This is a genomic window from Planotetraspora sp. GP83, from assembly GCF_041262585.1.
GTDB lineage: Bacteria > Actinomycetota > Actinomycetes > Streptosporangiales > Streptosporangiaceae > JAOEGB01.
In genome coordinates this window covers 610872-622708 of record NZ_JBGCBZ010000001.1, presented here as the reverse complement: position 1 = coordinate 622708, position 11837 = coordinate 610872, and the positions used below count along the sequence as shown (strand labels likewise).

Genomic DNA, 11837 nt, shown 5'->3' with positions numbered 1-11837 from the left:
GAGGACTTGACCACAAAGCAAATACCACCCTGTGTGGTTCCTGCGGCATCCGTTCCCTCCCTTTTTCGGGGTGGGGTGGGTGCGCGAACCTGGGGGTTGGTTGTGCCCGCGTCCACTATGTGATTCAGAAACAACAACCGGCACACCCGCGTGTGTGTGGTTGATAGTTTCATAGGGTTACGGCGGTTATGGCGGAAGGGAAACACCCGGTTACATTCCGAACCCGGAAGTTAAGCCTTCCAGCGCCGATGGTACTGCACCGGGGACGGTGTGGGAGAGTAGGACACCGCCGGACAATCGTTTGAGGAAGCCACCCCGACAGGGGTGGCTTTCTCTGTTTTCCGGGCAATTTTAGGGCTTCGCCGTACTGGGAGCGGAGGGCGGTGCGTCAGGAGCTCGGGTGCCGGCGTCGGAAGTTACCGCTTGGGCGCGCGCATCGACTCCGGGGCGCTAGGCTGGAGCGGCCGGGCCACCCCCACCACGGGTGGCCTTCGTCGCGTTGGGCGAGGAGCGAAGGCTACGGCACACAAAGTGGTCTCAGCGGACCCAGGGCAGTCACGCTTGTCTCCCCGTCCATGAGCCGATATCGGGCAATCGTGCGCCGTTCGCCACGATCGGGCACAACCAGCATCGCGGTCAGCGGACCGGGCGCAGCGCCGTACGCGGTGAGCGAGCAACAGAGGACAGAAGTGAACAGAGAAGACGGGCGTGACGGCGCGGGCCGTGGCGAAGACAACCGCGAAGAGAGCAGGGACCGGGGCGAGCGCGCCGGGGGCTTCCGCGGAGATGGAGGACGCGGCGGCGCCGGTGGCCGCGACGCGGAGCGGCGGCAGGGCCCTCCGGGAGACCGCGATCGTGGCGAGCGCTCGTTCCGTTCCGACAGGCGTGGCGGATTCCGCGACCGGGACAGTGGCCCTGCCGGCCGGTACGGTTCCCGGGACCGCGATGACCGGGGCGGCGCCCGCTCCTACGGTGATCGTGACGCCGCCCGTGGTGCAGACCGTCCGCAGCGTTCCTTCAGTGACCGTGACTCCTCCCGCGGAGGCGATCGTCCGCAGCGCTCGTACGGAGACCGGGACGGATTCCGAGGCGGAGACCGTCCGCAGCGCTCGTACGGAGACCGCGACGCTTCGCGGGGCGGATCCGGCTCGCGCGAACGCGACGACCGGGGCGGCCGTCCGTTCCGATCCGATGATCGAGGCACCCGCCCGCAACGTGATGGCGGCCGTGGTTCCTCCGGCGGGTTCGCCGGCGGTCGCGACGGAGGTCGTGGCTTCCAGGGAGGCCGTGACGGCGCGCGCGGTTTCTCCGGTGATCGTGAAGCGGGCCGCGGGTTCTCGGGTGCTAGGGACGGTGGCCGCGATGGAGGCCGTCGCGAAGGCTTCGGCGACCGGCCGCCGCGTCAGGGTGGCGGTGGCTTCGGTGGGAGGTACGGCTCGCGCGACCGCGACGATCGCGGCGGTCGTCCCTTCCAGAACCGTGATGATCGTGGTGGCCGCGACAGCCGCCCGCCTCGCGACCGCGACGCCGGCCCGAACCGTGACGGTTATCGCGACAGCCGACCGCCTCGCGACTATTCGGCAGGTGATCGAGGCGAGGGCAGGCCTCCGGGCGCCGATCGCCCACAGCGTCCCTACGGAGACCGGGATGGATTCCGAGGCGGGGACCGCCCCCAGCGGGCCTATGAGGACCGTGACCGCGGAGGCGATCGCCCGCAGCGTTCTTACGAAGACCGTGACCGAGCGGGGGACCGTCCCCAGCGCTCGTTCGGAGACCGCGGAGGGGATCGCCCGCAGCGTTCTTACGGAGACCGTGACCGAGCGGGGGACCGTCCCCAGCGTGCGTATGGCGATCGCGATACCCACCGCGACAGGTCACCGCGACCGTTCGGTGACCGCGATGGGTCTCGTGGTGCCTACGGCTCGCGCGATCGGGACGACAGTGGTGGCCGGCCGCCGCGTCAGGGTGGCGGCGGTTTCGGTGGGCGGTACGGCTCTCGCGACCGCGACGACCGCGGTGGACGGCCCTTCCAGGACCGCCGCGGTGACGAGCGGGGCGGTGCCCGTGACACAAGCGGTTTCCGCGGCAGAGAAGGCGGTCGTTCCGACCGTGACAACGACCGTGGTCCGCGACCCTTCCGGGGACCTGAGCGCGAGTCGGGGCAGCGCGAGCGCCCGCAGCGTCCCTTCGGCGACCGTGAGGACAGAGGGGGCCCGAGGCCCTTCAGCCGAGACGAGCAGCCGGGCAGCCGGGCGCGATATGGCAGACCGGAGGAGCCGAGGCAGCGCGAGGAACTGCCCGAGCTCGAGGCAGACATCACGCCCGATGAGCTGGACCGTGAGGCGCGCGCCGAGCTGCGTTCTCTCCCCAACGACCTCGCCGACCTGGTGGCCCAGCATCTCGTCGCGGCCGCTCGCGCGCTGAGCGCTGACGAGCCCGCGCGTGCCTATGAGCACGCGAAGGTGGCCCGGCGTTTCGCCGGCCGGATCGGCGTCGTCAGGGAGGCCAGCGGGATCGCGGCCTACCATGCGGGGCAGTACGCCGAGGCGCTCGGCGATCTCCGGGCGGCGAGGCGGATGACCGGCTCTGACGCCTACCTGCCCATCATGGCGGACTGCGAGCGCGGCCTGGGCCGCCCGGAGCGGGCGCTCGACCTCATCCGCTCGCGCGAGGCCGAGCGCCTGGACCGAGCCGGCAAGATCGAGCTCGCCATCGTGGAGTCCGGCGCCCGCCGCGACCTGGGCCAGCACGACGCGGCTGTGATCACGCTCCAGCGCGTACCCGAGCTTCGGGATCCGCAGCCCAAGCCATGGTCGGCGCGCCTGGCGTTCGCCTACGCGGACGCCCTGGCCGAGGCCGGGCATGAGGCCGCGGCGACCGACTGGTTCGCCCGCGCGATGGCGTTCGACGAGGACGGTGAGACCGACGCGGCCGAGCGCTACGCGGAACTGACCGGCGCCGTCATCGAGGACCTTGAAGAGGACCTTGAAGAGGACCTTGAAGAGGACTTCGACGACGACGCTGATGAGGACTTCGAGGACGCCGACGGCGACCTTGACGACATCACTGGCGACCTCGGGGACGAGGAGGCCGCGAAGATCGTCGAGAGCCTGTCGGAGGAACTCGACGGCGACCTCGACGACGGCGACCTTGAGGAAACTGACCTCGAGGATGTCGATCTTGAGGACGCCGGCATCGACGAGGACGCTGGTATCGACGAAGGCTCGGACGTCCACGAGGGCGCCGCGGCCGGACGGGGTGCCGGCGTCACAACGAGTGAGCCCGACGCCGACGACACCGATGCGTTGCCTGGTTCGGCCGATGAGGGGGACATCCTCAGCGCCGACGCGGGCAACACTCAGCGCGCCGCAGGGCAGGACCAGGGCCCCACTGGGACCGACCAGCCGCAGGCCTTCGCCGCAGCCGACGGGGAAAGCGCGAAGGCGGCGGAAGACGCGGTGTCCGAGGAAGACGGCACGAGCGATCAGTCCGACGCGGCGCATGATCTGCTGACGGCCGAGGAGCCGACGGGGAAGCATGACGTGCCGGGTGTCCAGCTCAGCGACACCACGGCAGAGTCGTCGGCCGACACCAAGGACCCCAAGAGCGAAGTGACGGCATTCGGCCCGGCCTTCATCGAGCCCAACTTCGGTGACGTGCTGGACGACGATCACGACGAGTCCGAGGATCGCGCGAAGCGCGAACCCTGAGGTCCGTACGGCTAGGCGCCGCCGCTCGTGATGACCAATCGCGAGCGGCGGCGCCTTGGCAATACGACGCGGCGGCCCGGCCTTCGTATGCTTGGTCCATCCCCTGCAGTCGGTCTGAGCCGTCCGAGACTCGGCTTTCAGCGCTGCGACGCATGCGCCGGGGACGGGTGGAGCGGACGGCAGTGTCGCACGCGCGCTCGACCTGGATCGGGTAGTAATTCGCGCCCCCTGCGACGCGGCTTCAGTGACGCCAGAGCGTACGCCGGGTGCGGCGAACCGGACCGCTGCGGTGTCGTGATCGAAGCGTGCCAGCTCTTCAGCTTCACGCGGTGGGCGAGCGGTCGAGCCAGTGCATGATGCCTGCGACGTTTGACGGGGCGCCGCTCAACAGTTCGAATCGATCCGCGGCCGCGCCACCGGCCTGCAGGGCCGCATAGCGCTCGCGTGTGCGTTCACGGACCATGGCCACCGCGTGGTCGAGGTCGAGACCGTCCGCCCTGGCCTGCTTGGTGAGGTCAACCCAGATCTTGAGCTCCTCCGCAGACCGTTCCAGGGTCGTCCGCACGCCGTCGACCGGGCCGTAATGGCTGAAAAGAAGCCGCTGCGGTGCAAGCGCCTCGAACAGGGCGATCGATTCGAGAGCCACGCCGAGGTCGAAGTCTGGTGGCGGACTGGCGGGGCGCAGGTCGCCCGTCTCGGGCAGGTAGACGCCCGCCGCGTCACCCACGTAGAGATCTCCAGTCAAGGAGTCCAGCAGGCCGACGTGGTGCTTGGCATGGCCAGGGGAGTAATGGCTTGACAGCGTGCGACCGTTGCCGAGGTCGACCGCGCCGACGTCCCCGAGCGCTCGGATGCGGGCAGCATCGGTCGGGGCGAGCGTTCCGAACAGCACATCGAGCTTGTCACCCCAGACCAGCTTCGCGCTGGCCATGAGGCGTGATGGATCGGCGAGATGCCGGGCGCCCTTCTCATGCACGACGATCTCCGCCGACGGATAGAAGCCCGCTATGTCGCCGACCCCGCCGGCGTGGTCGAGGTGGATGTGCGTCACGACGACCGTCGCCAGGTCGCCCGGCCCCACCCCGAGCGACGTGAGGGCGTCTCGCACGACGGGGGCCGACGTCGAGGTCCCCGTCTCGACCAGGCACGGCCGGTCGCCCAGGATGAGATAACCCGCGGTGATGCCCGAATAGCCCGCCATCCGGGTGTCGATCTCGTACACGTCGCCGCCGAGCGGTGTCACGTTGTCCACAGGCCACCCCAGAAACTAGAACCGGCATCCACAGAATGTCATTCAGGCCATCGACGCCTCAGCCTAATGACCGACAGTGATCTCCCACGAGAGAGGGGATCACATGCACCTCAACCAGGTGTCGCTGGTCGGCCGGCTGTCCATGGAGCCCGCCGACAGGGAGTTGCCGAGTGGCAGCCTGCTCACGCAGTGGCGGCTCGCCGTCCGGCGGCCACCGGACCACCCGGGCTGCCAGCGGTCCGACGCGATCGAATGCGCCACTTTCGACGACGAAGTGCGCGACATGGTGACCGGCTGGCGGATCGACGACGTCGTCGAGGTCGAAGGCGCTTTGCGGCGCCGCTGGTGGCGTGGCGGCAGCCGCTACGAGGTCGAGGTCCGTACGGCCCGCCGCCTTGAAGAAGGTCCGGTCGCGGCCTCAGAGGAAGACCGCCCCACCAAGGGGGACCGCCCCACCGAGGGAGATCAAACCACGCGGGAAGACGACTCCACCGCGGATGGTCATTCAGCTAACACAACGGCACCGGCCGACGACGAAGGGTAAGGTCAATGACCATGGCCAACATCGACGAGAGGGTCGGCACCTTGGAGCACGTGGCTGGCGAGCTCTTGCTGCAAGCTGAGAAGGCCAATGTCCGGTTCGATCCTGCCCCGCTCGATCACAGGATCACCGAGCAGGGCAGGATCGCGGACGTGCGGCATAGGGCGCTCGTCGGGATGATCCAGGAGGTTCTGGACGAGATCCGAAGCCGATCAGCCTGACGCGAAGGTCCGCATGACGAGGCCGGTGCGCGGCTTGGGGCCGAACGAGGTCGACTTGCGCGGCACCCGTTCGCCCTCAGCCGCGACCGCCAGCACGTCCTCCGTCGAGAGCGGGTTGAGCAGGACCGCCGTCCCCCCTTGCCGCCGCGCGAGCCGTACCGCCGCGAGGGGATCGTGGTGCACCACCAGCACCGCCTGCTCGCTGTCGTCGATGCCCCACACCCTCGGCAACAGGAACGCGGTGAGGATCGAGGTGTCCAGCGACCGCCAGCGGGACGACCGGCCGGCGGGCATGGCGCGCTCGACCTGCAGAGGGTCGGGATCGGTGAGCAGATGGGTCGGGCCATCCCCGGCCAGCACGAACGCGGGCCCGGAGGCCGTGGCGAGGCCCGCCAGGGCGTCTTCCAGCACGGCGAACTCGTGGACCTGCCATGCCCCCTTGGCCCTGGCGGCCGCCTCCTCCAAGGGAAGGCCGGGAATCACCCGGTGGATCGCCCTCAGGTCAGGCGGGTACGCGAGAGAGTCGACCAGGAAGGCGAGCCCGTAGTCCCACGGGCCGGGTCCGGGATGGTCTCGCTGTAGCGCCTCATAGGTGGCGTAACGGTGGTGGCCGTCGGCGATCAACGCCTGCCGGTCGCGCAGGTCCTCGCCCACGGCGGCGATCTCGACGGGGTCGGTCACCGTCCAGAGCCGGTGCCGGACTCCGTCGGAGGTCCGGATGTCGAAGAGCGGGAATCCCTGGGTCGCCACGTCGTCGACCAGGCGCGATGCCGTTCCGCCGCCTTCGTACAGCAGGAAGATCGGCTCCAGGTTGGCCTCGGTCGCCCGCATGAGGGCGAGCCGGTCGGCGACGGGGCCCGGCATGACGGCCTCGTGGGGCAGGATCGAGGCGGTCCCGACTCCGACGGTCCCGATGAGGCCTCGTTGCAGGAATCCGACCCCGCTCTGCTCGTAGACGTACAGCCCTGGTGGGCTGTCCACGGTCAGCACGCCGGACCCGAGCCACTGGGCCAGCAGTTCACGCGCGTCGGCGTAATGGCTAACGCCGGGAAGGATCAGGCGCGCCACGTTGTTCGCATGACGACCGAGCAGATCGCGCAGTTCATCGGGGGAGACGAGGTCGTAGGGCGGCGAGGTGACCGCGGCGAGATCGTCAACCGCGAATCGCACGCCGTGGAACGGACGTAGCACCAGTCCCGTCCGTTCAGAACTCTCCATACCGGGCATGTTGCCATAAGGCCCGGACTCCCCGACGCTGCGGTGCCCGGTTCGTCATGAAATCGGAGTGCAGGAAGGCCTTTCCCCATGATTCAGGAGCGGAACGGAGCGTTCGATTCAGCGGAGTATCCGTCCGGCGGTCCGGCCGGGGACGTGTACGAGTGGTTCCAGCGTGGCGTGAAGCTTCTGCAGGAGGGCAGCCCGGCGGCCGCGGCGGCCCTCCTGGAGCGGGCCGCGGAGGCGGAGCCCGAGTCGCGCAGCATCCGTGAGGCCCTGGCCCGGGCCCAGTTCAACTCCCGCCGATACTCCGAGGCCGCCGGAAGCTTCAAATTGATCGTGGAGGCCAACCCGGCCGAGGACTACGCGTATTTCGGCCTCGGCATGGCCCTGTGGCGGACCGGCGACATCGAAGCCGCCCAGGAGCCGCTCGCCATGGCCGTCGCCATGCGGCCCGACCTGCGCCACTACGTGTCGGCCCTCACGCAGGTCCGGGCGACGCTGCGGGCGAGGCAGGCATGACCCAGGCCGAAGGCGCCGCATCGGGGGCGCCCGCTCTGATCGAGTCCTACGACACTCTCCTCCTCGACCTTGACGGTGTCGTCTACCTCGGCAATCACGCCGTCACGAATGCCCCCGAGGCGCTGCAGCGGGCCCGCGACCTGGGCGTACGGCTGGCGTTCGTCACCAACAACGCGTCCCGTACGCCAGGGGCCATCGCGGAGCACCTGACCCATCTGGGCGTATCCGCCACTGCCGGCGATGTCGTGACATCCGCGCAGGCAGCCGCCCGCCTCGTGGCCGAGCACGTCCCGCCCGGCTCCGCCGTACTCGTCGTGGGAGGCATGGGTCTGCGCGCCGCCCTGCGGGCACACGGTCTCCGCCCTGTGACGAGTTCTCTCGACGCTCCGGCGGCGGTCGTCCAGGGCATCTGGGACAGGATGTCCTACGAGTTGCTCAGCGAGGGGGCGCTCGCCGTACGGCAGGGCGCGTGGTTCGTGGCCGCGAACGCCGACACGACGATGCCCACGAAACGCGGAGAGCTACCGGGAAACGGGTCCATGAGCCGGGTCATCGCCACAGCGACCGGAGTCGAGCCGGTAGTGGCCGGAAAGCCCCAGCCGCCCCTGCATCGCGAGTCGATGATCCGTACGGAGGCCGAGCGGCCGCTCATCGTCGGCGACCGTCTGGACACCGACATCGAGGGCGCCACCAGCGCCGGAGTGGACAGCCTGCTGGTCCTCACCGGAGTGACCGGCCCTCTCGACCTGCTGACGGCCGCCCCGCGCCACCGTCCCACGCACATCGCCGCCGACCTGTCGGGCCTGCACGCGCCCGTGGCCGATGTACGGCGGAACACCAAGGGTTGGACCTGCCAGGGCTGGACGGCCACCTGGGAGAACGGGCATCTCGGCCTGACGGGTGATGGCGACCCCGTGGACGGGCTGCGGGCCGCGTGCGCCGCGACCTGGGAGGCGGTGGGAGACGGCCACGCCGATGAGGACGCCGTGAAACCCGCGCTCGCAAGCCTCGGAATCTGAGGTCGCTTCCCGGAGACGCGGGTCAGGGCAGCACGCGAAGGCGGAGATCAGGGAGCACGCGCGGTCGGCGGGTCAGAGGAGCTTGCGCAACCGGAGGAGGTCGCCGAGGCTGGCGTCGATCTTGACGCGGCCGCCGAAGAGGGCGCGCCCCATGTCGAGCTCGCCGTTGACCATTGAGATCAGGTCCTCGCTGGCGATCGTGATCTTGACCTCCGCGGGGCGGCCGTCCTCCGGGGGGACCTCCTTGAAGGGGTCCAGCCCCTCGCGGTGGATGCGGCCGTAGAAGGTCACGCCGAGATCGGAGATGTGGCAGGCCAGCCTGCGCTCGACCACGTGCCTGGCACGGTCCTCCGCGCTGATCTCGCCGAACTGCTCGACGAGCTTCTCCAGCGCCACCCGGCACTCGTCGACGGTCGCCATGCGTCTCCCTCTCTTCCCGTGGACCACTCAGATGCCCCTCTACCTAGGGACGGTAACGTTCCGCGTGGGCCCCCGCGCACGATCCAGCGCGTGTGCGTGGCGGAAGCAGGGTCCGCGCGGTGTTCGATGACTACGGGGCTGTGTGGATCGCGACCGGCCTGACCGAGCTCACGAGTCGGTGGGAGCGGCATCGCTCGGCTCCCCGGCCAGACGGCGTTGGACAGCGAACTCTGCGCCGTCGGCAGGACGAACCGCGACCAGCTTACACAGATGGTCAGCGTCAGTGGTGAGCGTCGATGCACCGTGTGGCGCGGGTAGCGCACCGGGGTTCGCAATCGGGTAGCGCACCGGGGGTTCGCGATGCGGCAGAGACCGCACGGCCACGAGGCCTTCCTGGCGCTCCGCGGTCGGTACGGCTGGCACGATAGGGCAGGACGATGGGCACGACCGGATCCACGACGCGGGCTCAGGAGACGGGGCCTACGGAGACGAGGTCCAACGGAGGGGAACGGATGACGGAGACCGGTAGCAAACCGCCGGCGTGGCTCGCGCTCCTGGCTGACCGTGCCTCCGCCGACCCCGGAGCCCCAGGCGGCCATGCCGTCGCGGAGGCCGGGGCATCCGAGGAGCAGGCCGTCATGGAGCCCGCGGCGCCGGAGGGCCGAGCGGCGGACGATGCCGGGCCCAGGGGCCGCCATGCCGTTCAAGACGAGAACGTTCTGAGCGGTGGCCGGAGCGGCGGAACGAGTGTGGAAGCCGCCCTCTCACTCCTTGGGAGGCTGGACGAGACGCCCGTCTTCGAGCACGTCGGTGTCTTCGAGGGCGTCCTCACCGGCCTGGAGGCGGTCCTCGCATCGGTGGACGAGCCCGCCACGGACCCCCAGCAGTGACCGTGCGCACCGCCATGTCAGCCTCCGGGAGCCGAGCCCAGCCGTGCCGGGGCGTGACCTCCTCGCCACCCGAGCGCGGGCACGAGGAGCGATGCTCCGCGAGCGCAGCCGCGGGCGGGCGGTGGGGCCGGTGAAGCGGGTACGGCTGGACAGCGAGCTCGTCCGCCGGGGGCTCGCGCGCTCCCGGGAGCAGGCGGCCCAGCTCATCGAGGCGGGCCGCGTGTCCGTCGGGGGGCAGGTGGCGGGCAAGGCCGCGACCCAGGTCGACACGGCGGCCGCCATAGTCGTCGCCGAAGCGGCCGACGGCCCCGATTACGTCTCCCGGGGGGCGCACAAGCTCCTGGGCGCGCTGGACGCCTTCAAGGGCCTCACGGTCGAGGGCCGCCGGTGCCTGGACGCGGGCGCCTCGACCGGCGGCTTCACCGACGTCCTCCTCAGACGCGGGGCGGCGCACGTTCTCGCGGTCGACGTCGGGTACGGCCAGCTCGCCTGGTCTCTGCGCACCGACGAGCGCGTCACGGTGATGGAGCGGGTGAACGTCCGCGACCTGACCCCGGACATGGTCGGCGAGCCCCCGACGCTGATCGTCGGCGACCTGTCCTTCATCTCGCTGCGCCTGGTCCTTCCAGCGCTGACCGGCTGCGCGGCGGAGGTCGCGGAGTTCGCCATGCTGGTCAAGCCGCAGTTCGAGGTGGGCAAGGACCGCGTCGGCTCGGGGGGCGTCGTCCGGGATCCCGCTCTGCGCGCGGAAGCCGTACGGGATGTCGCGACAGCGGCCCAAGCCCTCGGGCTCACGGTGAGGGGCGTGACAGCGAGCCCGTTGCCGGGGCCGTCCGGCAACGTGGAATACGTCCTGTGGCTGGGGAAAGGGCCAGGACACGACCCGGTTACCGACGTGGAGGCGGCGATCGAGCGGGCGGTGGCGGAGGGGCCTCAGTGACACGGAGGAACTGCGGGATGAGGGTGGTGGCGGCGTGGACGGCGAGGAGACGGTGAACGACCCTGTGAACGATCCCGTGAACGGGCGCGCGACGAACCGGGGGAGCGCGAAGCGGACGGTTGTGGTCACGGCGCACACGGGCCGGGAGGCGGCCGTGGACAGCGCCCGTCTGGTGATGAACCGCCTGATCGCCGCCGGTCTCAACGTGCGTGTGCTCGACACTGAGGCGGAGGAGATGGGCTGCCCGGGCGCCGAGGTGGTGCCGGAGAGCCCTGAGGCCATCGACGAGGCGGAGCTGATCATCGTCCTCGGCGGGGACGGGACGCTGCTTCGAGCCGCCGAGCTGGCCCGCCCGGCCGGTGTGCCGCTGCTCGGCGTCAATCTCGGTCATGTCGGCTTCCTCGCCGAGGCGGAGGTCGAGGACCTCGGCTCGGTCGTGGACAGGGTGGTCGAGGGCCGCTACGACGTCGAGGAGCGGATGACGATCGAGGTCTTCGTCCGGCTGAACGGCGCAACCCTGGCCCGAACCTGGGCGCTCAACGAGGCGTCGGTCGAGAAGGTCGACCGCATGCTGGAGGTCGTCGCCGAGATCGACGGCCGTCCGCTGTCCCGGTGGGGCTGCGACGGCGTGATCTGCGCGACGCCGACCGGTTCCACGGCGTACGCGTTCTCGGCCGGAGGACCGGTCGTATGGCCGGAGGTCGAGGCGCTGCTGCTGGTGCCGAACAGCGCCCACGCCCTGTTCGCCAGGCCGATGGTCGTCTCTCCCCGCTCGACGCTCGCCGTCGAGATCGTCCCCGACACCGGCGCCGGGCTGCTGTGGTGTGACGGCCGCCGCCGCTTCGACCTGCCGCCCGGGGCGCGGGTCGAGGTCCGGAGGGCCGACGTCCCGGTACGGCTGGCACGCCTGCTCGGCGTGGAGACGACGGGCGCGCCGTTCACCGACCGGCTGGTCGCCAAGTTCGGCCTGCCGGTGGAGGGGTGGCGAGGCCGCGTCCGATCCCAGTAGCTGCGGGTGAAGGCAGGGCCACCCGTGGTCCTGGTGGGGTTTACGTCCGCATTCCAGCAGGCCTGAGGCTCTTGTCCGTCCCGATGCTCTGCCCCGAT

General features: G+C 70.3%; 13 protein-coding genes and 1 rRNA gene. 9 read left to right on the top strand and 5 right to left on the bottom strand.

Annotation, left to right across the window (positions count from 1 at the left end; all coding sequences use genetic code 11):
- Positions 1-178: 178 nt before the first annotated feature.
- Positions 179-295 (top strand): 5S ribosomal RNA (gene rrf / locus ABH927_RS02870).
- 121 nt (positions 296-416) lie between these two features.
- Here rrf and ABH927_RS02865 read toward each other — a convergent pair.
- Together ABH927_RS02865 and ABH927_RS02860 are read right to left on the bottom strand one after the other, a co-directional pair.
- A complete protein-coding gene (locus tag ABH927_RS02865; protein ID WP_370017825.1) occupies positions 417-1865 on the bottom strand; it encodes a hypothetical protein in 1449 nt (482 codons plus the stop codon).
- A gap of 9 nt (positions 1866-1874) precedes the next feature.
- Positions 1875-2456 (bottom strand): hypothetical protein, encoded by a 582-nt coding sequence (locus ABH927_RS02860; protein ID WP_370017824.1) that lies wholly within the window; start codon positions 2454-2456, stop codon positions 1875-1877.
- A gap of 6 nt (positions 2457-2462) precedes the next feature.
- Between ABH927_RS02860 and ABH927_RS02855 the strand changes: the two genes are divergently transcribed.
- Entirely contained in the window at positions 2463-3710 is a 1248-nt protein-coding gene (locus tag ABH927_RS02855; protein ID WP_370017823.1) for a hypothetical protein, read from the top strand.
- Between the two features lie 322 nt (positions 3711-4032).
- Here ABH927_RS02855 and ABH927_RS02850 read toward each other — a convergent pair whose 3' ends face one another.
- Positions 4033-4911 carry an MBL fold metallo-hydrolase gene (locus tag ABH927_RS02850; RefSeq protein WP_370017854.1) on the bottom strand — a complete coding sequence of 293 codons (879 nt, stop codon included), beginning with the start codon at positions 4909-4911 and terminating at the stop codon, positions 4033-4035.
- A 154-nt stretch (positions 4912-5065) separates the two neighbouring features.
- Between ABH927_RS02850 and ABH927_RS02845 the strand changes: the two genes are divergently transcribed.
- Together ABH927_RS02845 and ABH927_RS02840 are read left to right on the top strand one after the other, a co-directional pair.
- The gene (locus ABH927_RS02845; protein ID WP_370017822.1) at positions 5066-5506 is read left to right on the top strand and encodes a single-stranded DNA-binding protein; all 441 of its coding nucleotides are present in this window, start codon (positions 5066-5068) and stop codon (positions 5504-5506) included.
- 11 nt (positions 5507-5517) lie between these two features.
- Positions 5518-5724, top strand: a complete 207-nt coding sequence (locus ABH927_RS02840; RefSeq protein WP_370017821.1) for a hypothetical protein — start codon at positions 5518-5520, stop codon at positions 5722-5724.
- Here ABH927_RS02840 and ABH927_RS02835 read toward each other — a convergent pair.
- Positions 5716-6942 (bottom strand): DUF1015 family protein, encoded by a 1227-nt coding sequence (locus ABH927_RS02835; RefSeq protein WP_370017820.1) that lies wholly within the window; start codon positions 6940-6942, stop codon positions 5716-5718. The genes ABH927_RS02840 and ABH927_RS02835 overlap by 9 nt on opposite strands.
- Positions 6943-7029: 87 nt before the next feature.
- Here ABH927_RS02835 and ABH927_RS02830 point away from each other — a divergent pair, with 87 nt between their 5' ends.
- Positions 7030-7461 (top strand): tetratricopeptide repeat protein, encoded by a 432-nt coding sequence (locus ABH927_RS02830; RefSeq protein ID WP_370017819.1) that lies wholly within the window; start codon positions 7030-7032, stop codon positions 7459-7461.
- Entirely contained in the window at positions 7458-8480 is a 1023-nt protein-coding gene (locus tag ABH927_RS02825; protein WP_370017818.1) for an HAD-IIA family hydrolase, read from the top strand. The genes ABH927_RS02830 and ABH927_RS02825 overlap by 4 nt, the downstream gene beginning before the upstream one ends.
- A gap of 72 nt (positions 8481-8552) precedes the next feature.
- Here ABH927_RS02825 and ABH927_RS02820 read toward each other — a convergent pair whose 3' ends face one another.
- Positions 8553-8900: an SCP2 sterol-binding domain-containing protein gene (locus ABH927_RS02820; protein ID WP_370017817.1), complete on the bottom strand. Its 348-nt coding sequence runs from the start codon at positions 8898-8900 to the stop codon at positions 8553-8555.
- 512 nt (positions 8901-9412) lie between these two features.
- On the opposite strand from ABH927_RS02820, the gene ABH927_RS02815 reads away from it, so the two are divergent.
- The 3 genes from ABH927_RS02815 (at position 9413) to ABH927_RS02805 (ending at position 11739) form a co-directional block, all read left to right on the top strand.
- Positions 9413-9790, top strand: coding sequence for a hypothetical protein (locus ABH927_RS02815; RefSeq protein WP_370017816.1), 378 nt, complete (start codon positions 9413-9415; stop codon positions 9788-9790).
- A gap of 91 nt (positions 9791-9881) precedes the next feature.
- Entirely contained in the window at positions 9882-10730 is an 849-nt protein-coding gene (locus ABH927_RS02810) for a TlyA family RNA methyltransferase (RefSeq protein ID WP_370017815.1), read from the top strand.
- A 76-nt stretch (positions 10731-10806) separates the two neighbouring features.
- Complete coding sequence (locus ABH927_RS02805; RefSeq protein ID WP_370017853.1) at positions 10807-11739, top strand: NAD kinase; 933 nt, start codon at positions 10807-10809, stop codon at positions 11737-11739.
- Positions 11740-11837: the final 98 nt, after the last annotated feature.